This window comes from Microvirga sp. 2YAF29, assembly GCF_052114605.1.
Lineage (GTDB): Bacteria > Pseudomonadota > Alphaproteobacteria > Rhizobiales > Beijerinckiaceae > Microvirga.
This window is the reverse complement of the sequence record NZ_JBFRFB010000001.1, coordinates 329,925-353,474: the sequence shown is the minus strand read 5'-3', so window position 1 is coordinate 353,474 and position 23,550 is coordinate 329,925. Positions and strand designations below refer to the sequence as shown.

Annotated in this window: 19 protein-coding genes; all 19 read left to right on the top strand. The window is 60.8% G+C overall.

The window, feature by feature from the left end:
- Positions 1 to 2: 2 nt before the first annotated feature.
- The 19 genes from nuoH to AB4Y85_RS01510 all read left to right on the top strand — a co-directional run bounded on the left by nuoH (position 3) and on the right by AB4Y85_RS01510 (position 23,400).
- Complete coding sequence (gene nuoH / locus AB4Y85_RS01600; protein WP_441983096.1) at positions 3 to 1,028, top strand: NADH-quinone oxidoreductase subunit NuoH; 1,026 nt, start codon at positions 3 to 5, stop codon at positions 1,026 to 1,028.
- Positions 1,029 to 1,038: 10 nt separating this feature from the next.
- A complete protein-coding gene (gene nuoI / locus AB4Y85_RS01595; RefSeq protein WP_441983095.1) occupies positions 1,039 to 1,527 on the top strand; it encodes an NADH-quinone oxidoreductase subunit NuoI in 489 nt (162 codons plus the stop codon).
- Between the two features lie 137 nt (positions 1,528 to 1,664).
- Entirely contained in the window at positions 1,665 to 2,279 is a 615-nt protein-coding gene (locus AB4Y85_RS01590; RefSeq protein WP_441983094.1) for an NADH-quinone oxidoreductase subunit J, read from the top strand.
- Positions 2,280 to 2,290: 11 nt separating this feature from the next.
- Positions 2,291 to 2,599, top strand: coding sequence for an NADH-quinone oxidoreductase subunit NuoK (gene nuoK / locus AB4Y85_RS01585; RefSeq protein WP_441983093.1), 309 nt, complete (start codon positions 2,291 to 2,293; stop codon positions 2,597 to 2,599).
- Positions 2,600 to 2,623: 24 nt separating this feature from the next.
- Positions 2,624 to 4,663 (top strand): NADH-quinone oxidoreductase subunit L, encoded by a 2,040-nt coding sequence (nuoL, locus tag AB4Y85_RS01580; RefSeq protein WP_441983092.1) that lies wholly within the window; start codon positions 2,624 to 2,626, stop codon positions 4,661 to 4,663.
- Entirely contained in the window at positions 4,663 to 6,174 is a 1,512-nt protein-coding gene (locus tag AB4Y85_RS01575; RefSeq protein ID WP_441983091.1) for an NADH-quinone oxidoreductase subunit M, read from the top strand. Before nuoL ends, AB4Y85_RS01575 begins: the two co-directional genes overlap by 1 nt.
- Positions 6,175 to 6,181: 7 nt before the next feature.
- Entirely contained in the window at positions 6,182 to 7,624 is a 1,443-nt protein-coding gene (nuoN, locus tag AB4Y85_RS01570; RefSeq protein WP_441983090.1) for an NADH-quinone oxidoreductase subunit NuoN, read from the top strand.
- Positions 7,625 to 7,626: 2 nt separating this feature from the next.
- Positions 7,627 to 8,427 carry a biotin--[acetyl-CoA-carboxylase] ligase gene (locus tag AB4Y85_RS01565; RefSeq protein ID WP_441983089.1) on the top strand — a complete coding sequence of 267 codons (801 nt, stop codon included), beginning with the start codon at positions 7,627 to 7,629 and terminating at the stop codon, positions 8,425 to 8,427.
- A gap of 28 nt (positions 8,428 to 8,455) precedes the next feature.
- The gene (locus AB4Y85_RS01560) at positions 8,456 to 10,129 is read left to right on the top strand and encodes a ribonuclease J (protein ID WP_441983088.1); all 1,674 of its coding nucleotides are present in this window, start codon (positions 8,456 to 8,458) and stop codon (positions 10,127 to 10,129) included.
- Between the two features lie 31 nt (positions 10,130 to 10,160).
- Complete coding sequence (gene mce / locus AB4Y85_RS01555; RefSeq protein WP_441983087.1) at positions 10,161 to 10,565, top strand: methylmalonyl-CoA epimerase; 405 nt, start codon at positions 10,161 to 10,163, stop codon at positions 10,563 to 10,565.
- A 10-nt stretch (positions 10,566 to 10,575) separates the two neighbouring features.
- Positions 10,576 to 10,911: a DUF1467 family protein gene (locus tag AB4Y85_RS01550; protein ID WP_441983086.1), complete on the top strand. Its 336-nt coding sequence runs from the start codon at positions 10,576 to 10,578 to the stop codon at positions 10,909 to 10,911.
- Positions 10,912 to 11,525: 614 nt separating this feature from the next.
- The gene (gene proS, locus AB4Y85_RS01545; RefSeq protein ID WP_441983085.1) at positions 11,526 to 12,854 is read left to right on the top strand and encodes a proline--tRNA ligase; all 1,329 of its coding nucleotides are present in this window, start codon (positions 11,526 to 11,528) and stop codon (positions 12,852 to 12,854) included.
- Positions 12,855 to 12,860: 6 nt separating this feature from the next.
- The gene (locus AB4Y85_RS01540) at positions 12,861 to 14,135 is read left to right on the top strand and encodes a lipoprotein-releasing ABC transporter permease subunit (RefSeq protein ID WP_441983084.1); all 1,275 of its coding nucleotides are present in this window, start codon (positions 12,861 to 12,863) and stop codon (positions 14,133 to 14,135) included.
- A 2-nt stretch (positions 14,136 to 14,137) separates the two neighbouring features.
- Positions 14,138 to 14,833: an ABC transporter ATP-binding protein gene (locus tag AB4Y85_RS01535; protein WP_441983083.1), complete on the top strand. Its 696-nt coding sequence runs from the start codon at positions 14,138 to 14,140 to the stop codon at positions 14,831 to 14,833.
- 625 nt (positions 14,834 to 15,458) lie between these two features.
- Positions 15,459 to 18,932, top strand: coding sequence for a DNA polymerase III subunit alpha (gene dnaE, locus AB4Y85_RS01530; protein WP_441983082.1), 3,474 nt, complete (start codon positions 15,459 to 15,461; stop codon positions 18,930 to 18,932).
- Positions 18,933 to 19,070: 138 nt separating this feature from the next.
- A complete protein-coding gene (locus AB4Y85_RS01525) occupies positions 19,071 to 20,123 on the top strand; it encodes a type III polyketide synthase (RefSeq protein WP_441983081.1) in 1,053 nt (350 codons plus the stop codon).
- Positions 20,120 to 20,626 (top strand): isoprenylcysteine carboxyl methyltransferase family protein, encoded by a 507-nt coding sequence (locus tag AB4Y85_RS01520; RefSeq protein ID WP_441983080.1) that lies wholly within the window; start codon positions 20,120 to 20,122, stop codon positions 20,624 to 20,626. Before AB4Y85_RS01525 ends, AB4Y85_RS01520 begins: the two co-directional genes overlap by 4 nt.
- Before the next feature lie 4 nt (positions 20,627 to 20,630).
- Complete coding sequence (locus AB4Y85_RS01515) at positions 20,631 to 22,214, top strand: DHA2 family efflux MFS transporter permease subunit (protein WP_441983079.1); 1,584 nt, start codon at positions 20,631 to 20,633, stop codon at positions 22,212 to 22,214.
- Positions 22,215 to 22,941: 727 nt separating this feature from the next.
- Positions 22,942 to 23,400, top strand: coding sequence for a hypothetical protein (locus tag AB4Y85_RS01510; protein ID WP_441983078.1), 459 nt, complete (start codon positions 22,942 to 22,944; stop codon positions 23,398 to 23,400).
- Positions 23,401 to 23,550: the final 150 nt, after the last annotated feature.

The window sequence follows — 23,550 nt, the reverse complement described above, 5'->3', positions numbered from 1 at the left end:
CCGTGGAATTGGGAGACATCCTCCTTAGCTTTGCGATCATGGTGGGCAAGAGCCTGCTGATGCTCGTCGCACTGCTGATCTTCATCGCCTATGCGCTGTACGCCGACCGTAAGGTCTGGGCAGCAGTGCAGTTGCGCCGCGGCCCGAACGTGGTCGGTCCCTGGGGCCTGCTGCAATCCTTCGCGGATCTGCTCAAGTTTGTGCTCAAGGAGCCGATCATCCCGGCTCCTGCCAACAAGGGCATGTTCCTGCTGGCGCCCCTGGTGATGTGTACGCTGTCGCTCGCGGCCTGGGCGGTCATTCCGCTCAATGCCGGATGGGCGATTGCAGACATCAATGTGGGCATCCTCTACATCTTCGCGATCTCGTCGCTCGGCGTCTACGGCGTCCTCATGGGCGGCTGGGCTTCGAACTCGAAGTATCCCTTCCTCGGCGCGCTCCGCTCGGCGGCGCAAATGGTGTCCTACGAGGTCTCCATCGGCTTCGTCATCGTGACCGTGCTCATGTGCGCCGGAACGCTGAACCTTTCGGGTATCGTCGAGTCGCAGAACACCAGCCTCGGCATCCTGGGCTGGTACTGGCTGCCGCTCTTCCCGATGTTCGTGGTGTTCTTCATCTCGGCCATGGCCGAGACGAACCGCCCGCCCTTCGACCTGCCGGAAGCGGAATCGGAACTGGTGGCGGGCTACATGGTGGAATACTCCTCCACCCCGTACCTGCTGTTCATGCTCGGCGAATACGTGGCCATCATGACCATGTGCGCGCTCGGCACTATCCTGTTCCTCGGCGGCTGGCTGTCCCCGATCCCGTTCGCCCCCTTCACCTGGGTGCCTGGCGTGATCTGGTTCGTGCTGAAGGCGAGCTTCCTCTTCTTCCTCATCGCCATGGTGAAAGCCCTGGTGCCGCGCTACCGCTACGATCAGCTCATGCGCCTCGGCTGGAAGGTCTTCCTTCCGCTGTCGCTCGCCATGGTCGTCATCGTGGCAGGCGTGCTGATGGCGACCGGCAATGCGCCGGGCATGCGCTAAGGAGATCGACATGAAGATCGGTCAATTCTTCAACGCCCTTCTGCTCCGGGAATTCGTGGTGGGCTTCGCCCTCACCATGAAATACTTCTTCAAGCCGAAGGCGACGCTGAACTATCCGTTCGAGATGGGTCATCGCGGGCCGCGTTTCCGTGGCGAGCATGCTTTGCGCCGCTACCCGAACGGGGAAGAGCGCTGCATCGCATGCAAGCTCTGCGAGGCGATCTGCCCGGCGCAGGCCATCACCATCGAGGCCGGCCCGCGCCGCAACGACGGCACCCGCCGCACGACGCGCTACGACATCGACATGGTGAAGTGCATCTATTGCGGCATGTGCCAGGAGGCCTGCCCGGTGGACGCCATCGTGGAAGGTCCGAACCTGGAATTCTCCGTGGAGACCCGTGAGGAGCTCTACTACGACAAGGCCAAGCTTCTCGATAACGGGGAGCGCTGGGAGCGTGAGATCGCGCGCAACATCGCGAAGACCGCTCCTTATCGTTAAAGGATCCGGCCTGCACACGGGCAGGGGGCAAACATTCCCGGTGGGTTGTCCCCGCCGGGTCGGGATTTTATAGACAGGCCACCGGATTCGCCGGAGCCACGTCGGAAGGGGCCGCCTTTGGCGGCTTGAGTTTGAGCATGACGGTAACCGCCGCCTTCTTTTATCTGTTCGCGACGATCACAATCGCGTCCGGCTTCATGGTCATCGCCTCGCGCAATCCCGTGCAGTCGGTGCTCTTCCTGATCCTTGCCTTCGTCAACGCGGCGGGGCTGTTCCTGATGATGGGGGCGGAGTTCCTGGCGATGATCCTGATCATCGTCTATGTGGGCGCCGTCGCGGTTCTCTTCCTCTTCGTCGTCATGATGCTCGACGTGGACTTCGCGGCGCTCCGCCAGGGCTTCCTGCAATACCTGCCCATCGGCGGCCTTATCGGTCTCGTATTGCTGATCGAGCTGATCTTCGTGGTAAGCGCCTATGTGGTCGATCCCGGCCTCGTCCGTTCGCCCGCCGTGCCGATCCCGTCCCCGGACGTCATGACCAACACCGAGGCGCTCGGCCAGGTGCTCTACACCCGCTACTTCTATTTCTTCCAGGCGGCAGGCCTCATCCTCCTGGTGGCCATGATCGGCGCCATCGTGCTGACCCTGCGCGAGCGGGTGGGCGTGAGGCGCCAGGACATCACGAAGCAGAACGCCCGCACGCAGGAAACCGCCGTCGAGCTGCGGAAGGTTCCCTCCCGCCAGGGCATTTAAGGAGACACGTGATGGTTATCGGACTGGGCCATTATCTCACCGTCGCCGCCGTGCTCTTCACGCTCGGCGTGTTCGGCATCTTCGTAAACCGGAAGAACGTGATCGTCATCCTGATGTCGGTAGAGCTCATCTTGCTCGCCGTGAACATCAACATGGTGGCCTTCTCCACCCATCTGAACGACATCGTCGGCCAGGTCTTCGCCCTGCTGATCCTTACGGTCGCGGCGGCAGAGGCAGCCATCGGCCTTGCCATTCTGGTGGTCTTCTTCCGCAACCGCGGCTCCATCGCGGTTGAAGACATCAATACGATGAGGGGCTGAGCCCTAAAGGCGAAGTAAACGGAAATGTATCACGCAATCGTTTTCCTGCCGCTCGTCGGCTTCCTCATCGCAGGTCTCTTCGGACGCCTGATCGGACATCGTCCGTCCGAGATCATCACCACGGCGCTGCTCTTCGTCTGCGCGGTTCTGTCCTGGGTGTCTTTCATCACCGTCGGCTTCGGCGACGAGCCGATGCACCGGATTCAGGTGGCCCAGTGGATGTCCGTCGGCGACCTTCAGGTCGACTGGGCGTTCCGCATCGACACGCTCACCGCCATGATGCTGGTGGTGGTCAACACCGTGTCGGCGCTCGTGCACCTCTATTCCATCGGCTACATGCACGAGGATCCGCACCGCTCGCGCTTCTTTGCCTATCTGTCGCTCTTTACCTTCGCCATGCTCATGCTGGTAACGGCGGACAACCTCGTCCAGATGTTCTTCGGCTGGGAAGGCGTGGGTCTGGCAAGCTACCTGCTCATCGGCTTCTGGTATAAGAAGGACTCGGCCAACGCTGCCGCCATGAAAGCCTTCATCGTCAACCGCGTTGGCGATTTCGGCTTCCTGCTCGGCATCTTCACCCTGTTCGTGCTGTTCAACGGTGTGACCTTCGAGTCGATCTTCCCGCGCGTGGCCGAGTTCGAGAACGCCAAGTTCATGTTCCTCGGCATCGAGTGGCATGCCCTGACCATCGCCTGCCTGCTCCTCTTCATGGGCGCCATGGGCAAGTCGGCGCAGTTCCTGCTCCACACCTGGCTGCCGGACGCCATGGAAGGCCCGACACCGGTCTCCGCGCTCATCCACGCCGCCACCATGGTGACGGCCGGCGTGTTCATGGTCGCGCGCCTGTCGCCGGTCTTCGAATATGCTCCGTCTGCTCTGGCCTTCGTCACCGTCATCGGCGGCATCACGGCCTTCTTCGCCGCGACCGTGGGTCTGGTGCAGAACGACATCAAGCGCGTGATCGCGTACTCGACCTGCTCGCAGCTCGGCTACATGTTCGTGGGCCTGGGCGTGGGGGCATATGGCGCGGGTGTGTTCCACCTCTTCACGCACGCCTTCTTCAAGGCTCTGCTGTTCTTGGGCGCGGGCTCGGTGATCCATGCCATGCATCATGAGCAGGACATGCGCTATATGGGGCATCTGCGCCGGTACATCCCACTTACCACGTCGATGATGGCGATCGGCACGCTGGCGCTGACCGGCTTCCCATTCACCGCAGGCTACTACTCCAAGGATGCGATCATCGAAGCGGCCTTCGCGTCGCATAGCGCCGCCGGCAACTTCGCCTTCTTGGCGACGGTCGTCGCGGCCCTCATGACCTCGTTCTATTCCTGGCGTCTGTTCTTCATGACCTTCGAGGGCAATGCCCGCTGGTCGCACTCCGAGCATCACGCCCACGGCACCCATGAGGGCGCCGAGCACGACGTTCACAGCCACGATGTGGAGCCCGCCACCCATGCGGACCACGAGCATGGTCATCATGGCCATGGGGCTCATACGCCTCACGAGAGCCCGCTGGTGATGCTGATCCCGTTGATCGTGCTCGCCATCGGCGCAGTCGTTGCCGGCGTGGTCTTCCACGGCGCCTTCATCGGCGAGGGCTACCAGGAGTTCTGGAAGGGCGCGATCTACACCCGCCCGGACAACCACATCCTGGAAGAAATGCACCATCTCCCGGGCTGGGTGCCGCTGCTCCCGACCGTCATGATGATCCTCGGCTTCGTGCTCGCCGTGTACATGTACATCGTCGATACCAAGCAGCCTGTGCGGATCGCGGCGGATCATCCGATCCTGTACCGCTTCCTGCTCAACAAGTGGTATTTCGACGAGCTCTACGACGCGATCTTCGTCCGTCCCGCCATGGCTATCGGCCGCTTCTTCTGGCGCACAGGTGACCAGAAGATCATCGATGGTCTCGGGCCTGACGGCATCTCGGCCCGCGTTCTCGACGTGACGCGCGGCGCGGTTCGTATTCAGACCGGCTATGTCTATCACTACGCCTTCGCGATGCTGATCGGCGTTGCGGCTCTCGTGACCTTCTATCTTTTCAGGGGAGCCCACTGATGTTTGGCTTCGGCATCCTCTCCGGCCTGCTCATCCTGCCCCTCGTCGGCGCGGCCTTCATTCTGACGCTGCGCAATGACAGCGAAGCGGCGCGCTCCAATGCCCGCTGGGCGGCGCTCGCCACCACTCTTGCGACCTTCGTCCTCTCGCTTGTCGCCTGGGGCCGGTTCGATACGGCCTCGGCCAGCTTCCAGCTGGTTGAGGTTCACCCCTGGCTTGCGGAGAACATCCGGTTCAAGCTCGGCGTCGACGGCTTCTCCATGCCGCTCATCCTGCTCACCACATTCCTGATGCCCTTCTGCATCCTGGCCTCGTGGGATTCCATCGAGCATCGGGTGAAGGAATATTTCGTCGCGTTCCTTGTGCTCGAGACCACGATGATCGGCGTGTTCTGCGCGCTCGACCTCGTGCTGTTCTACCTGTTCTTCGAAGCAGGCCTCATTCCGATGTTCCTCATCATCGGCATCTGGGGCGGCAAGCGGCGCATCTACGCCAGCTTCAAGTTCTTCCTCTACACGCTTCTCGGCTCGGTGCTGATGCTCCTCGCCATCATGGCCATGTACTGGCAGGCTGGCACCACGGACATCCCGACGCTGCTCGCGTTCGACTTCCCGTCCAACCTGCAGACCTGGCTATGGCTCGCCTTCTTTGCCTCCTTCGCGGTGAAGATGCCCATGTGGCCGGTCCATACCTGGCTGCCGGACGCACACGTGGAAGCGCCGACGGCGGGCTCGGTCATCCTGGCAGGCGTGCTCCTGAAGATGGGCGGCTACGGCTTCATCCGAGTCTCGCTGCCGATGTTCCCGGATGCGTCGCTCTACTTCGCGCCCTTCGTGTTCGCCCTGTCGGTGATCGCGATCATCTACACGTCGCTCGTCGCCCTCATGCAGGAGGACATCAAGAAGCTCATCGCCTACTCGTCGGTGGCGCATATGGGCTTCGTGACCATGGGCCTGTTCAGCATGAACGAGCAGGGCATCCAGGGCGCCATGTTCACAATGATCTCTCACGGCCTCATCTCCGGCGCGCTCTTCCTCTGCGTCGGCGTTATCTACGACCGGATGCATACCCGCGAGATCAAGGCCTATGGCGGCCTCGTGAACCGCATGCCCATGTATGCGGTGGTGTTCCTGATCCTCACCATGGCCAACGTGGCGCTTCCGGGCACTTCGGGCTTCATCGGCGAGTTCCTGACGCTCATGGGCGCTTTCCGCTCGAACACCTGGGTGGCGTTCTTCGCGACTTCAGGCGTGATCCTGTCGGCGGCCTATGCGCTCTGGCTCTACCGCCGCGTGGTCTATGGAGAGCTCGACAAGCCGGCTCTCCAGGGCATCACGGATCTGAACCGCCGCGAGATCATCACCTTCGTGCCGCTCGTCCTGCTCATCATCTATTACGGCGTGCAGCCCGGTCCGATCCTCGACGCCTTCGCCGCGCCGACGGATGCGCTCATGCAGAATGTCCAGGCCGCGCTCGCAACCGTGAAAACGGCGGCCGTTGCCGCTCACTGAGGTCAAGATGAATACCGCCCTCACCATTCCCGCTTTCGGACCCGTCCTGCCGGAGATCATCCTGGCCGCCGGCGCTCTTGTCCTCATCCTGTTCGGCGCGATCCGTGGCGAGCGTTCCGGCGAGTCGATGAACTTCATCGCTCTGGCTCTTCTGGCCGTCGCCTTCGTGGCGGTGCTGATGCTGCCGTCCGAGCGCGTCGAGACCATGAGCGGCTCGTTCGTGATCGACGGCTTCGCCAAGTTCATGAAGTCGCTGATCCTGCTGGCCTCCGCCGGCGGTGTGATCCTCTCCATGGATTACATGCGCCGCGAGGGAATCCAGCGCTTCGAGTATCCGATCCTCATCGTGCTCTCGACCATCGGCATGATGATGGTAACCTCGGCCAACGACCTGATCGCCCTCTATCTCGGTCTCGAGCTGCTCTCGCTGTCGTCCTACGTGATCGCTGCCTTTGACCGTGATAACGTGCGTTCCACCGAAGCAGGCCTGAAGTATTTCGTGCTCGGTGCATTGTCCTCTGGCATGCTGCTTTACGGTGCGTCGCTGGTTTACGGCTTTACGGGCAGCGTATCCTTCCCGACCATCGCGGGCGTGCTCCAGGGCAACAACGTGGGCATCGGTGCCATCGTCGGACTCGTCTTCGTGGCAGCCGGTATCGCCTTCAAGATCTCCGCCGTGCCGTTCCACATGTGGACGCCCGACGTCTATGAAGGCTCGCCGACCCCGGTCACGGCTTTCTTCGCCGCCGCTCCCAAGATGGCCGGCATGGCCATGGCGACCCGCGTTTTCATCGATGCGTTCCCCAACATCGTCGACCAGTGGCAGCAGATTATCGTTTTCATCTCGATCGCCTCCATGGCGCTCGGCTCCTTCGCCGCGATCGGCCAGCGTAATATCAAGCGCCTGATGGCCTATTCCTCCATCGGTAACGTGGGCTATGCGCTCATCGGCCTTGCCGCCGGCACGGTCGAGGGCGTTCAGGGTGTGATCGTCTACATGGCGATCTACCTCGCCATGACGCTGGGCTCCTTCGCCGTCATCCTCGGCCTTCGCCGCGGCAAGGTGATGTACGAGAATGTCGAGGACCTGTCGGGCCTCGCCCGCACGCATCCGGTTCTCGCCTTCTGCTTGGCAATGATGATGTTCTCGCTGGCGGGCATTCCGCCGCTCGCCGGCTTCTTCGCCAAGTTCCAGGTGTTCACTGCCGCCATTGAGGCGAACCTCGTCGCTCTCGCCGTCATCGGCGTGGTGACCAGCGTGATCGGCGCCTACTATTATCTGCGCATCGTGAAGGTGATGTACTTCGATGAGGCCGGCGCCGGCTATGACGCCATGCCTGCCGGTGTGAAGCTGGTGCTCGCGGTCAGCAGCATCTTCGTGGTCCTGTTCGGCATCGTTCCGGCACCACTCGTATCGGCTGCGGGTGCTGCAGCGCGTTCGCTGTTCTGATCGTGCAGCTGTCGTCCGACGCCGAGTCCGCCGGTTATCGCCTCGTCTCCCTTGAGGCGACGGACTCGACGAACGACGACTGCCTGCAGGCCGCCCGCGCGGGAGATCCAGGTCAGCTCTGGATCACCGCTGCGGAGCAACGGGCGGGCAGGGGGCGGCATGGCCGACAATGGTCTTCGCCCCAGGGAAACCTCTATGCCAGCCTTCTGCTGATCGACCCCTGCGAGGTGCAGTTYGCGCCTCAACTCGGGTTCGTGGCGGGGCTTGCGCTGCATGAGGCGGTCGAACAGGTCATCGGGCTCGGTGCTCCGCGCCTGTCGCTCAAATGGCCGAACGATCTTCTTTTCGACGGCGCCAAACTCTCCGGGCTTCTGCTAGAGGGTCACCGGTTGGATGGCGGCAGGCTCGCGATCATCATCGGCTTCGGCGTCAACGTCGCCTTCGCGCCCACCGGCACGCCCTATCCCGCAGTCGCTCTTCAGGCGATCAAGCCGGGCTTGCCACGGGAAGATATGCTCAACGCCTTGTCTTCGAGCTTTGCCCGCACATTTTCAGCCTGGCGCAATGCGACGCGTCTCAATCCTTCCGATCCGTTCGGGGCCATTCGGCGCCTATGGCTCGAGCGAGCCGCCGGAATCGGCCAGGAGGTGACGCTTCGTCTGCCTTCGGGTGAGAAGAAGGGCATCTTCGAGGGACTGGATCGCTTCGGACGCCTGCAATTGAAGAGCTCTTCGGACACGGAACTCATCGATGCGGGCGATCTTTATTTTCCTAATTTTCGACATGATACGGCCAAGCCCTAAGGCTGGCATGACAAGGTCTTGATCAAGTATGACTTCCTCCCAGGACGAACTGGTATTTCTGCCCCTCGGCGGGCTCGGCGAAATCGGCATGAACGCCGCGCTTTACGGCTTCGGCCCCGAAAAGGATCGGAAATGGATCCTTGTCGATTGCGGCATGGGCTTTGGCGGCGAGGAGCAACTGCCCGGCATCGACGTCGTCTATCCGGATATGCGCTTCATCGAGAAGCAGCGGCACAATCTGCTCGGCATCTTCATCACCCACGCGCATGAAGATCACATCGGCGCCCTCGTGGAGATGTGGCCGCGCCTGGAAGCGCCGGTCTACGCCACGAAGTTCGCCATCGGCCTCCTCGAAACCCGCCGCCTGTCCGAAGCCGGTGCGCCGAAGATCGATCTCAACGAAATCGCAACCGGACAGCGCCTGAAGCTCGGTCCGTTCGAGATCGAATATGTGCCGGTCGCCCACTCGATTCCTGAATCGAACGCCCTCGCCATTCGTACGCCGCAAGGTCTCGTTGTGCATACGGGCGACTGGAAGCTCGATCCGACGCCCTATCTCGGCAGCCTCACCTCCGAGGAAACCTTCCGCGCTCTGGGCGAAGAGGGCGTTCTTGCGCTCATCTGCGATTCCACCAACGTCGTCCGCGAAGGCGTGAGCCCGAGCGAGGCCGATGTAGCGAGGAACCTTGCACAGATCATCAAGGACGCGCCGCATCGCATAGCGGTCACCACATTCGCATCCAATGTCGCGCGCATCCGCTCCGTCGCGGAAGCGGCTCGCGAATGCGGACGCGAGGTTGTTGTCGTTGGACGCGCTATGGACCGCGTGGTCGAGGTGGCGAAAGAATGCGGCTTCCTCGATGGGTTGCCGGAATTCCGCTCGGCCGAGAATTACGGCTATCTGCCGCGTGACAAGGTCGTCGCCATTCTCACCGGCTCGCAGGGTGAGCCCCGCGCGGCGCTCGCGCGCATCGCAGCCGACGAGCATCCCGACATTACCCTCACCGCCGGCGACCGGGTGGTGTTCTCGTCCCGTGCCATTCCCGGCAACGAGAAGTCCGTCGGCTCCATAATCAACAGCCTGATCGAGCAGGGCGTCGAGGTCATCACCGACCGCACGGAGCTGGTGCACGTGTCCGGCCATCCGCGGCGCGGCGAGCTGGCACAGATGTATGAATGGACGAAGCCGCGCATTGCGATTCCCGCCCATGGCGAACCGCTGCATCTGGCAGAGCATGCCAAGTTTGCGCGCCAACAGGGTGTGCTGGAGGTGGTGCGGGCCAAGAACGGAACGCTGGTGCGTCTGGCGCCCGGCAAGGCCGAGATCATCGACACCATTCCCGCGGGCCGCCTCTATCGGGACGGCAACATCGTCATCCCTGCAGGTGAGCGCGCTCTTCCTGAGCGCCGCAAACTCGCCTTCGCAGGTATCGTGACGGTTGCCATTGCCATCAATTCCAAAGGCGAGATCGCCGGCGATCCTGTGGTGGATGTGATGGGTCTGCCGGAGAAAAACAGACAGGGGCGGGATCTCACCGATATCGTCGCCGATACCGTGGCTGACCTGCTCGATGGATTGTCCAGCGCCAAGCGCCGCGATCCCGATGCTGTCGAGAATGCCGTTCACAGAGCAGTCCGCGCTGCAGTCAATCAGGAATGGGGCAAGAAGCCCGCCTGTCATGTGCTCGTGATCGAGGTATAAGGCATTCAAGGTTTCGTCGGAGAGGTCTCATATGCTCGGTCGCTTGAACCATGTCGCCATTGCCGTTCGCGATATCGCGGCGGCGTCCAATCTTTATCGCGGTACCCTCGGCGCTCAGGTGTCCGAGCCGGAGGCGCTGGAGGAGCATGGGGTGACGGTGGTGTTCATCACGCTGCCGAACACCAAGATCGAGCTGCTGGAGCCTCTCGGCGCGGATTCACCCATCGCCAGGTTCCTGGAGAAAAACCCCGACGGCGGCATGCATCACATCTGCTACGAGGTGGACGACATCTTCGCGGCGCGGGACCGGCTTGTGAATTCCGGGGCCAGAGTTCTGGGGAATGGCGAGCCGAAGATCGGTGCCCATGGAAAGCCCGTGCTTTTCCTGCACCCGAAGGATTTCAACGGCACCCTCATCGAACTTGAGCAAACCTGAGGACAAGCTGTTGATCAACCTTGTAAAACGTCTGTCCTCTTCGCTCTGGTCCACGCTTGCCGTCGTCGTCGTGATTTCGGCGGTTGCGGTTGCCATCACGGTGCAATTCTTCAGCCTTCGGATCAGCGGCGGCCTCGCGCTCTATTTCGTGATCTGGTGGATCCTGCTCTTTGCCATCCTGCCTTTCGGAATCCGCAGCCAGGTGGAAAGCGGAGATGTCGTGGCCGGCAGCGAGCCCGGAGCACCGACCGCCCCAGCGCTTCAGGAAAAGGCCATCTGGACCACGCTCGTCTCATCCGTGGTCCTTATCCTCGTGGCAGCCATGTTTCCGCTGGCAGGGCTTTGAGCGTCACGCTGCCTCCGACAGGCTGCCTAGCGAATGGATCGTGCTGGAAAGGCTATCCCAGGTGCGAGAGCTGCTCGAGAAGCCCGAGGAGATGGCGCTGGAACAGCCGGCGAAGCTTAACGGCTTCGGTTCCCTGGAGGTTTTGCGTCACCATTTCAGGCGCCGCTTGAAGACAAGCCCCAGTGCCTATCGGACACGGTTCGGAAGGTGATTGCCGTAAGGGAAAAGATGAAATTGTCTCATCGAAAGGGTCCCCAAAAAGAAAAAGCAAGGCTTTCGCCTTGCTAAACTGCCTTTTGGCATTTGTTAATCCCCGGCTTTCTGGCGCCGTCGCATCTGGGCAACTTGGGATCGTGTTCCTCCCGAAACTCGGACCGCCACCTCTAACTTGGAAGGTATGAGGCGTTAGTGAAGTGTTTATAGTTCCCTTGCCTTGCGGTGTCACCTTTTTTGGGCACACCCTGATGCATTTTATGGCACTTAATGTATTGATCTTTGGTCTAATCCATCTCGTCGCAGGCCGGTTGGGACGATGGCAGCTTGTCTTTTCCTCGCAGCCTGTGTTGTGTGCTGGAAACGAGTCGTAACCCTCTGAGCGATACTGAAGGCGTCCTATGCGTTTGAGCCGCTATTTCCTTCCCATTCTCCGCGAGACGCCTAAAGAGGCGGAGATCGTCTCCCATCGCCTGATGCTGCGCGCCGGCATGATCCGCCAGGAATCGGCGGGCATCTATGCCTGGTTGCCTCTCGGCCTGAAGGTGCTCAACAAGATCAACGCCATCGTCCGCGAGGAGCAGAACCGCGCCGGCGCGGTGGAGCTGCTGATGCCGACGATCCAGTCGGCGGATCTGTGGCGTGAGTCGGGCCGTTACGACGCCTATGGCAAGGAAATGCTGCGCATCCAGGATCGGCACGAGCGCGAAATGCTGTTCGGTCCGACGAACGAGGAAATGATCACGGAGATTTTCCGGGGTTATGTGCGCTCCTACAAGGATCTGCCGCTGAACCTTTATCACATCCAGTGGAAGTTCCGCGACGAGGTGCGTCCGCGCTTCGGCGTCATGCGTTCGCGCGAGTTCCTTATGAAGGACGCCTATTCGTTCGATCTCGATCAGGCCGGCGCGGTTCATTCCTACAACAAGATGTTCGTGGCCTATCTGCGCACCTTCGCCCGCATGGGCCTGAAGGCGATTCCGATGCGCGCCGATACCGGCCCCATCGGCGGAAACCTGAGCCACGAGTTCATCATTCTCGCCTCCACGGGCGAGAGCGAAGTGTTCAGCCACGCGGACTATCTCGACTACGATATCCCGTCCGAGGACACAAATTTCGACGACATTCAGAGCCTCCAAGGCATCGTCGACAAGTGGACGTCGCTTTATGCCGCGACCTCGGAAATGCACGATGAAGCGGCTTTCAATGCCGTTCCCGAGGACAAGAAGATGTCCGCGCGCGGCATCGAGGTTGGCCACATCTTCTATTTTGGCACCAAATATTCCGAACCCATGGGTGCGAAGGTCATGGGACCGGACGGGCAGGAGAGGTCGGTCCACATGGGCTCATACGGCATCGGTCCGAGCCGTCTGATCGCCGCCATCATCGAGGCGAGCCACGACGAGAACGGTATCATCTGGCCAGAGGGTGTCGCGCCGTTCGACGTGGCGATCCTCAACCTCAAGGTCGGGGATTCCGGAACGGACGCGGCGAGCGAGCAGCTTTATCGCGAACTGACGGCCACTGGTCGCGACGTGCTCTATGATGATCGCGACGAGCGTCCGGGCGGCAAATTCGCCACCGCCGATCTCATCGGCGTGCCGTTGCAGATCCTCGTCGGACCCAAGGGTCTCGCCGAGGGCAAGGTGGAGCTGAAGAACCGCGCGACGGGCGAGCGTGAACTTCTTGCCCTCGAAGGAGTGGCAGCGCGGCTCGGAGCACATAAATAAGCTGTCATGAGCAAGACGGCACCGACAGGAACGAAACCCTTCTCCCTCTTCGAGTGGATGCTCGCCGGGCGCTACCTGCGCACGCGCCGTCGCGAGGGTTTCGTGTCGGTGATCGCCGGCTTCTCGTTTCTCGGCATCATGCTGGGCGTTGCGACGCTGATCGTGGTCCTCTCGGTCATGAACGGCTTCCGCAAGGAATTGCTCGACAAGATCGTGGGCATCAACGGCCACATCTTCGTGGCGCCCATCGAGAGTCCGCTGACCGATTATCCTGAAGTGGCGGCGCGCATCGCCGCCGTTCCAGGCGTGAAGCGGGCCATTCCCTTGGTGGAAGGGCAGGCCTTCGGCTCTTCTCAATATAACGGCAGCGGCGTTCTCGTGCGCGGCATTCGTGGCAATGACCTGCGCCAGATCGAACACATCGCCAACAATCTGCGCCAGGGTACGCTCGACAATTTCGAGGAAGGCGAGGGCGTTGCCATCGGTCGCCGCCTCGCTGAATCTCTCTCGATTCAGGCGGGCGATACGCTGACACTCATCACCCCACGCGGCGCCGCAACGCCTTTCGGCACAGCACCTCGTGTCAAAGGTTATCCGGTGAAGGCCGTGTTCGAGATCGGCATGTCCGAATTCGACAACACCTTCGTGTTCATGCCCCTGACGGAAGCGCAGAACTACTTCAATCGTCAGGGCGATGTGCCCCTGATCGAGGTTTATCTCGACAACGCCGACAGAGTGGATCAAGCCCGTGCGGCCATCGAAGAAGCGGCGCAAAGGCCGATCATGATGACCGACTGGCGCCAGCGCAACCGCACCTTCTTCGGCGCGCTGGAGGTCGAGCGCAACGTGATGTTCCTCATCCTCACGCTGATCGTGCTGGTGGCGGCGCTCAACATCATCTCCGGCCTCATCATGCTCGTTAAGGACAAGTCGGAGGACATCGCGATCCTGCGCACCATGGGCGCGACGCGCGGTTCGATCATGCGCATCTTCCTGATCACGGGTGCCTCCATCGGCGTGATCGGCACGCTCGCGGGCTTTGGGCTCGGACTGCTGATCGCCGCCAATGTTCAGTCCATACAGAACTTCTTGTCCTGGGCGACGAACTCGAACCTCTGGGATCCGACGCTGCGCTTCCTGAGCCAGATTCCGTCCGAGGTGAACCCGAGTGAAGTTGCGACCGTACTGGCGATGGCACTCGGGTTGTCGCTGCTGGCGACCCTTTATCCCTCTTGGCGGGCTGCGAAGCTCGATCCCGTCGAAGCGTTGCGGTACGGTTGATCATGGCGCCCGGACAAGCACAGCCTGCCCTTCACCTCTCCCAAGTCGAGCGTCGCTACCCTCAAGGAGACAGTCATCTCGAGGTTCTGCGCGGGGCAGATCTTGCGATCTGGCCCGGCGAAATCGTGGCGCTCATCGCTCCCTCCGGCACAGGCAAATCCACGCTGCTGCATCTGGCAGGCCTGCTTGAGAAGCCCGATGGCGGCGAGGTCTATGTGGGCGCGAAGCCGACTGCGCAGATGACGGACCAGGAGCGCACCCGCGTGCGCCGCGAGGAGCTGGGGTTTGTCTATCAGTTCCACCACCTGCTGCCCGAATTCTCCGCGCTCGAGAATGTGGTGATCCCCCAGCTCATTCGCGGCCTGCCGCGAGCGGAGGCTGAGGATCGCGCCACGCAGCTTCTGACCTTTCTAGGATTGGGCAAACGCCTCGTTCACCGCCCAGGAGAACTTTCCGGCGGTGAGCAGCAGCGTGTCGCCATCGCCCGCGCGGTGGCCAACGCACCGCGTCTCCTTCTGGCCGATGAGCCGACTGGCAATCTCGACCCGAACACCGCCGACCGGGTATTCCAGACGCTCGTCGCCATCGTGCGTGCCTCGCGCCTCGCCGCGCTCATCGCCACACACAACTTGGAACTCGCCGCCCGCATGGACCGCCGGGTGACGATCCGCGACGGGCTGATCGTCCAACTGCCGTAAGGCGGAGGCGTGGCATCTCCGGACTTGTGCCGTTGATCTATATCTTCGTTGCCACCCCACGGCCCTCATCCTGAGGAGCAGTCGTGAGGCTGCGTCTCGAAGGATCATCCAGCGATCCCTCACGATGAGGGCTATGGAGCAGATGGGGCCAAGAAGTGGATACCCGCAACAAGTGCGGCCACAACAGCACAGCCGGCGCTCCGTTATCTGGGCGTCTGTCGTCTCCGCTTGAAGAACAACTTCTCCACAGCCTTCCCCAGCTTTTCCTCCGAACCGCGGCAGGCACAGTTCCGTGCATTTTAAGGCTTTGTTGACTCCGTCCTCACCGCTCGATCCACAGCGGGTTTACAAGGAACATTTATCGAACATAATTGAACACATCAGGAACACGGAGGGCTTCACATGCTTCGCATTTTACTCGAAACCGCAGTCGAATTGACCTCTCTCGCTGTGTTTGGATCAGCCGTGGCGATCTGGGCACTGGTGCTTTTACCCATCGCATAATACCCGGAATTAACAAGCCGGACAGGCATGATTCACAGGAACCAAATCCTTTCGGGGTGACGTTAAGAACGTTGGCCAGAGAATCGTGGCAATATGCGCGCCATTCTTCGAGAAGAGTTTCATGGCACGCATTCTGCAAGACATCGGCTTCGTTCACCTGCATGTCCATTCCTCGTATTCGCTGCTCGAGGGGGCGCTGAAGATCGCGCAATTGCAGAAACTCGCAGCCGCCGACAAGCAGCCTGCGATTGCACTGACCGACACCAATAATCTCTTTGGCGCGCTCGAATTTTCAGAAAAGATGGCAGGCTCGGGCATCCAGCCCATCGCCGGAGTGCAACTATCCGTCTGCTTCGAGGAGGCGGATCCTGTGGCGCGGGTGGTGCCGCAACCCTCCAACATCGTGCTTCTGGCGCAGAACGAGGAGGGCTACCGCAATCTCATGCGCCTCGTGAGCCACGCCTATTTCGGCGTGCCGCTCGGCGAGTCTCCGAGTCTTGCCGCGCCCGTGCTGGACTCCCACAGCGAAGGGCTTATTGCGCTGACAGGCGGTTATTCAGGCCCGCTCGATTGCGCGCTCCGCAACGGTGGCCGACGGGAGCTCGCGCAGGCGAGGCTCGACATTCTTAAAGAGGCCTTCGGGCACCAGCTCTATGTGGAGATCCAGCGTCATCACCTCGACGAGGAGCGCCTGATCGAAGGCGAGTTGCTTGCGCTTGCCGATCGAAACGGCCTGCCGATCGTCGCTGCCAACGAGCCGTTCTTCTCGTCGCCAAAGGATTACGAGGCGCATGACGCGCTGCTCGCCATTGCGGAAGGGCAGCTCGTTTCAAACGACAACCGCCGTCGGCTCTCGGCGGATCATCACTTCAAGACGCGCCAGCAGATGATGGAGCTTTTCTCCGATCTCCCGGACGCGCTGCAGGCGAGTGTCGAGATCGCCATGCGCTGCTCGACACGCGTGAGAACCCGTAAGCCCATCCTCCCAAGTTTCGGCACTGGTCCGGAAGCTGCGAACTTGGATGAAGGCGAGGAGCTGCAGCGGCAGGCGGAAGAAGGATTGGCCAAGCGTCTCGCGGCGCATGGCACCGCACCGGGTGTGACGGAACAGGAATACCGCGACCGCCTTGCATTCGAGGTTGGCATCATCCGCAACATGAAGTTTCCCGGCTACTTCCTGATCGTGGCGGACTTCATCAAATGGGCGAAGGATCACGACATCCCGGTCGGGCCGGGCCGTGGTTCGGGCGCGGGCTCGCTGGTAGCATATGCACTCACCATCACCGATCTCGATCCCATCAGGTTCGGCCTGCTGTTCGAGCGCTTCCTCAATCCCGAACGCGTGTCGATGCCCGACTTCGATATCGATTTCTGCGTCGATGGCCGCGAACGCGTGATCGATTATGTGCAGAAGCGCTACGGCGAAGAGCAGGTCGCGCAGATTATCACCTTCGGTACGCTGCTTGCCCGAGGCGTTCTGCGCGACGTGGGTCGCGTGCTCGAAATGCCGTATGGCCAGGTGGACAAGCTCACCAAGCTCGTGCCGCAGAACCCGGCCAATCCGGTGACATTGGAACAGGCCATCGAAGGCGAGCCGAAATTGCAGGCAGCGCGCGATGAGGAGCCCGTCGTCAAGCGGATGCTCGACATCGCGCAAAAGCTTGAAGGTCTTCACCGCCACGCGTCCACGCACGCGGCGGGCGTGGTGATCGGCGACCGTCCGTTGCAGGAGCTGGTGCCGCTCTATCGAGACCCGAAAACCGGCATGCGCGTGACCCAGTACAACATGAAATGGGTCGAGCAGGCAGGCCTTGTGAAGTTCGACTTCCTCGGCCTGAAGACGCTCACCGTACTGCGCACAGCGGTCGATCTCATCAAGCGCAAGGACATTCACATCGATCTGTCGGCGCTGCCGCTCGATGACCGTAAGACCTACGAAATGCTCCAGCGCGGTGAAACGGTCGGCGTGTTCCAGGTGGAATCCGCGGGCATGCGAAAAGCGCTTGTCGAGATGGAAACTGACCGTTTCGAGGACATCATCGCGCTCGTGGCGCTCTACCGTCCGGGCCCGATGGCGAACATCCCGGTCTATTGCGCGCGCAAGCTCGGCAAGGACGAGCACAACAAGAGGGATTGGTATCCGCACGACAAGCTGGAACCGATCCTGCGCGAGACCTTCGGCATCATCGTTTACCAGGAGCAGGTGATGGAGGTGGCGAAGGTCCTCTCTGGCTACTCGCTCGGCGACGCGGATCTTCTGCGCCGCGCCATGGGTAAGAAGATCAAGTCCGAGATGGACGCACAGCGCGAACGCTTCGTTGCAGGCGCGAAGGAGGGCGGTCTCGACAAGTCGAAGGCCAACGAAATTTTCGACCTTCTCGCCAAGTTCGCGGATTACGGCTTCAATAAGAGTCACGCAGCGGCCTACGCGCTCGTCGCATTCCAGACCGCGTATCTGAAGGCGAATTTCCCGGTCGAGTTCATGGCCGCGTCCATGACGCTCGATCTCGACAACACTGACAAGCTGTCCGAATTCCGCCGCGAGGCGCAGCGCCTCGGCTTCAAGGTCATCCCGCCGTCCATCAACCGTTCGGGCGTGGTGTTCGACGTGGTCTATGACGCGGAAGGAACGGGCTCCATCCTCTATGCGCTCGCCGCTGTGAAGGGCGTTGGACGGCAGGCTATCGAGGCTGTCGTGGAGGCGCGCGGCGACGAGCCTTTCAAGGATCTCGCGGATTTCGCGCGGCGCATCAATCCGCGCATGATCAACAAGCGGACGCTGGAAAACCTCATCGCCGCCGGTGCTTTCGATGAATTGGAGCCGGATCGCGCGAAGGCCTGTGCTTCCATCGACGCCATGATGAGCCTCGCCCAGCAGGCGCATGAGGCAGCCAATGGCGGCATGGTTGATATGTTCGGCGGCATGGCGTCGGCGGATGTACAGCTGCGGATCGGACCTTACGAGCACTGGCCTGCAGCAGAGCGCCTGCAGCGCGAATACGATGCAGTCGGCTTCTTCTTGTCAGGCCATCCGCTCGATGAGTACGGCGATCTTCTCAAGAAGCTGCGCGTGCAGACCTGGGTGGATTTCTGTCGTTCGGTGAAGGCAGGCAATTCCGTCGGCAAGGTGGCTGCCACTATCCTCGACCGGCAGGAGCGCCGCACGAAGACCGGCAACAAGATGGGCATTCTTACTCTGTCCGATCAGACCGGGCAGTTCGAAGCGATCATCTTCTCGGAAGGCCTCGTGCGGCTGCGCGAGGTGCTGGAGCCGGGTACCGCCGTCGTTCTCATGCTTCAGGCCGGCCTCGAAGGCGAGGAGGTGAGGGCGCGCATCGGCATGGCGGAGCCCTTGGAAGAAGCCATCGCCAAGCACCAGAAGGGCATGCGCATCTTCCTGCGTGATGAGCGGCCGATCACCAGCGTCTATGAGCGCCTGAAGGCGAGGGGCGAGGGCGAGGTATCCCTGGTCTTGATTCTCGAAGACGGCGACCGCGAGGTCGAGGTGAAGCTTCCCGGCAAGTACATGGCCACGCCGCAGATCGCAGGAGCCCTCCGGGCGGTGCCTGGGGTAGTGGAAGTTCAGATGAGCTGATCCGTGGTGTAATCAAATCGGCGCCCAGCAGGAGCGGTCGGCGCCGATTTGCCTCATGCCGAGCGCGATTACGCCGGGTTGAATTTTAAGATACAATAATCGGCATATTTTGCTTCCGCGGAAGCGTGAGTATGCCCAATGGCACCTCGCCCAGCCCTTCTGTCGCTCGCGACAGCCGTTCCGCCCTTTATCCTGACGCAAAAGGATATCGCAACGGCTGCCCGACAGGTTTTTGGCCCGCAATTCGGCGATTTCGACAAGGTTGAGCAGGTCTTCGAAACGACAGGAGTCGTTCAGCGCCACGCCGTGCGTCCACTCGAATGGTATCTGGAGCCGCATGGTTGGCCTGATCGGACGGAAGTGTATCTACAGAGCGGTGCGGACCTTTTCGAAGAAGCGGCAAGCAAGGCCCTTGCTGCCGCAGGCTTGAACGGTTCCGATGTTGACACGGTCGTCATCGCATCCTCCACCGGAATTGCAACGCCCAGCCTCGATGCTTATCTGCTCGATCGACTCGGTTTTCGGGAGGACGTGACGCGCGTTCCGCTCTTCGGTCTCGGCTGTGCGGCAGGGGTTACCGGACTTACGCTCGCTACGCGCCTGGCGGCGGCTTCCCCGGGAAGCATCATCCTGTTCGTGACCGTCGAATTGTCCACCTTGGCCGTCAGGCCTGACAAGCTGACCGCTGCCAACGTGGTATCCACGGCCCTTTTTGCCGATGGCGCCGCAGCGCTCGTCGTGAGGGCGGGAGAGGGTGGGTTTGCTACGGCCTGCGGCTCCGGCGAGCATACCTGGCACGGCACTCTCGACATCATGGGGTGGGATATCGACCCCGACGGCTTCGGCGTCGTTCTCGCGCGGGCGCTGCCACCTTTCGCGGAAACGCATCTCGGCCCCGCCATACTCGGTATTCTCCGTAGGCTGGATGTTCCGATAACATCCATCGACCGGTTCGTGTGTCATCCAGGCGGTCCGAAGATCATTACCGCGCTTGAGAAAGTGCTTCACCTCAATGAGGGCACGCTCGACCATGAACGGGACATCCTCTCGACGCATGGCAACATGTCCGCTCCAACGGTTCTGTTTGTCCTGGAAAGAGTCTTGCGCGCCGGCTTGCCACAGCGCTGTCTCCTGATCGCGATGGGGCCGGGGTTTACAGCTTCCTGCCTCGTCTTGGAACGAAATCGATGAGACTGGGGCTTGCTCTGCTGATCCTGGTGACGCTGCAAAGGATCTGCGAGCTGGCATGGGCGCGCCGCAATACGCGGCGTCTCAAGGCGCGTGGAGCCGTTGAGGTCGGAGCAAGGCATTACGGGCTGATCGTCTTCGTTCATGCCGCGTGGCTTCTCGGCCTTTGGATGCTGGTTTGGGATCATCCTCTCATTCTTGGTTGGGCGGGAGTGTATGTCGCGCTTCAGGCTGCGCGGATCTGGATTCTGGCATCGTTGGGGGATCGCTGGACCACGCGCATCATCGTTCTGCCGAAGGCTCCGCTGGTTCGTACCGGGCCGTACCGGTTCGTGAGCCATCCGAACTATCTCCTCGTCGTCGCGGAGATCGCTGTCCTGCCTCTCGCTTATGGACTCCCAGGATATGCCGTTCTCTTTTCGCTCATGAACGCAGCCGTCCTGAGGATCCGCATCCGCGCTGAAATGCAGGCCTTCGAACGGTTCTCCGCGCTTCAGACGACGTAGACCGATGGCGGCGGGCAGCTTGCCGTACAAGCCCGTCTCGTTTCGCACATGGGCAGGCTTTTGCGCCATGTGCCTCGGCATGTTCATGGCGATCCTGGACATCCAGGTGGTGGCGACGTCGCTGCCGGAAATTCGATCTGCCCTTGATATCCCTCTCGATCAGATGAGTTGGGTGCAGACCGCCTATCTCATCGCCGAAGTCATCTCGATTCCACTGACCGGCTGGTTGACGCGGATGCTCACCATGCGCGGCCTGTTCGTGACGGCGATTGCCGTATTCACGATGATTTCCATTGGCTGCGCCGGCAGCGCGGGCTTTGCTTCGTTGGCCGTGTGGCGGGTCCTGCAAGGGTTTGCTGGCGGCACATTGATCCCTTTGGTCTTCTCGGCGGTCTTTTTGCTTTTTCCGAAGAAGGTCGAGGCGGTGGCGACCACCATCGCCGGCGTTCTTGCCGTTCTCGCGCCGACTTTAGGGCCTGTTGTCGGCGGCTGGATTACGCAGACTTATTCCTGGCATTGGCTGTTCCTGATCAATGTCATTCCAGGTCTTGTCGCCGGCTTGACAGGCTTGCTCTGCCTGCCGCGTGAGCGCGCGAATTTTGGCATAGCGCGCGCGTTCGATTGGATCGCGTTGCTCGGTGTCGCTTTAGCTCTTGCCGCCTTGGAGATCGGGCTGAAGGAAGCTCCGCATCGCGGATGGCTGTCGCCGAGCGTCCTTGCGATTTTTGTTTTCTGTGTTGCGTCGGGGAGCCTGTTCGTACTTCGCAGCTTGCGGAGAGCAGCACCCATCGTCAGTCTGTCGAATCTGCGCGACCGACGCCTTGCCGTCGGATGCGCATTGAGCTTCCTCACTGGCATCGGGCTCTATGGCTCGGTTTATCTCATGCCGGTGTTTCTCTCCTTTGTCAGAGGTCATGGGGCGCTTCGTATTGGAGAAATCATGTTGGTTACGGGTGCCGCCCAACTCGTGACTGCTCCTCTCGTCCTTAGGGCGGAACGCCATGTCACCGCGGCCACTCTGACAATCATCGGGTTCGTGCTCTTCGGTATCGGTCTTGGCCTAAGCGCTTTTCAGCCTCGTGACGCCGACTTCCATGAAATGTTCTGGCCGCAAGTGATCCGTGGCATTGCGATTATGCTCTGCCTTCTGCCTCCCACGCGCTTAGCGCTTGGGCATCTGTCTGCCGAGCGGGTGCCCGATGCGAGCAGCCTGTTCAATCTCATGCGCAACCTTGGAGGCGCGATCGGTCTTGCCTTGATCGATACGATTCTCTGGACCCGCGGCCCTGAGCATGCACAGACCTTGCTCGACCGCCTCAAGGCAGGTGATCTCGATGCGGCCCGCGCCATCGGCATCCCCGAATCCTTCCTGGCCGGGCCATTGCCGTCTCCCGACGACCCGATGGTCCAGGTTTATGTGCGGCCTCTGCTCGAAAGTGCGGGGCTGGCAGCAGCCACGAACGAAGCCTGGGCAATGCTTGCTGGTCTGGTTCTATTGGGGCCAGTCATCCTCATTCTGTCCGATCTCGGCAGAAAGTCCGGCTACGACGACACGGCGTCGCCTTTGGACAATTTAAAGCTTGGCTAATTTCCAATAAATTCTCAGAAAGCAGTCCGGCATTTTGCGTGAATAAGTGGATCACCGATACGAGGCGTAGGGAACCCTATGCCAGCAGAGCCGTTTTATGGCACAAGCTTGCCTTGGGCGAAGCGCGAGATCTGTAAAGGTCAAGATTTTTTGTGGTTATCCAAAAATCTTAAGCGCGCATCTGAGATCGATCTTATCAAAATTTAGTATTTTGGCGTCTCAGATCATGCAAAATCTGTCATCTTCCAGCCTGAGAACATTTTATTCAATGTATCGGAACATTGTTCTTGCTTGAACGTCATTAGTCTACTTGAACTCATCATCTTGGTGGGCTCCCTCAATATCTTGGTGGGCTCCCTCAATGTTAGTGTTGTAAAGGTGAACCATGAAACGTTCGCATGCTCTCGCTTTGTCTGCCGCAGCTCTGTTTCTGACATCTTCGGGGGCGACTTATGCCCAAGTTGTCAGGCCAGGCCAGCAATGTCAGCCGGCCGTCGCGGATCCCTCGATGTATGGCAATTGCCGGCTCCGCATCGTTAGCGGTCAGGAAGTCTGTAGCTGCGCCATTCTTCCTCAGGCATCGCGCCGCCAAAACACCGATGACCGGAACGATCTCGCAACGGGATCGATCAACTCTTCACGTATGTCAGGTTCCCGGGCCCTTTCTAACGGTGCCTCAGGAACCCTTGGTGCATCGGGAACTCTTGGCGTGACAGCAGGCTCCTCCTTGAGTTCGGGGTCGCTGTCCGGTGGCGCCACAGGTACAAATTCAACGACAGCCGATGTCTCGTCGGGTGCTTCCAGCGGCAGCAACACGCCAGGGACAACCGGTGGATCTACCAATAACGGCAATAATCAGGGTTCCGGCAACAACAATGGCCAAGGTCCCGGTAACAACAACGGTCTCGGCAACGGATCGGAGCCAGACGATAACAGCGGCACGGATGCAAAGGGTGCCGATCCCTCCAATCCGGGCGGTGGCAATGGCAACGGCGGCCATGGCAACAACAATGGCCAGGGGCCCGGTAACAACAATGGCCTTGGCAATGGATCAGAGCCGGCTGACAATACCAATACGGATGTAAAGGGAACCGACCCCTCTAATCCGGGTGGTGGAAATGGCAACGGTGGCCGTGGCGGCGACGGAAATGGCCGGGGTGGAGATAATGGCGGCGGCAGGAAATAAGCATCCTGTTCGTCTGAGGCTCGGCTCAGAGATTTTCGCAGCAGTCTAGCGTCGTCCCAAGAAAGCCTTTGGCTGCCTTGTCAGCCAAGGGCTTTTCTCGTTTAAACAGTCAACTTGGTCATAGCCAGGGGCGGGGTCCCTTCCTGCTTG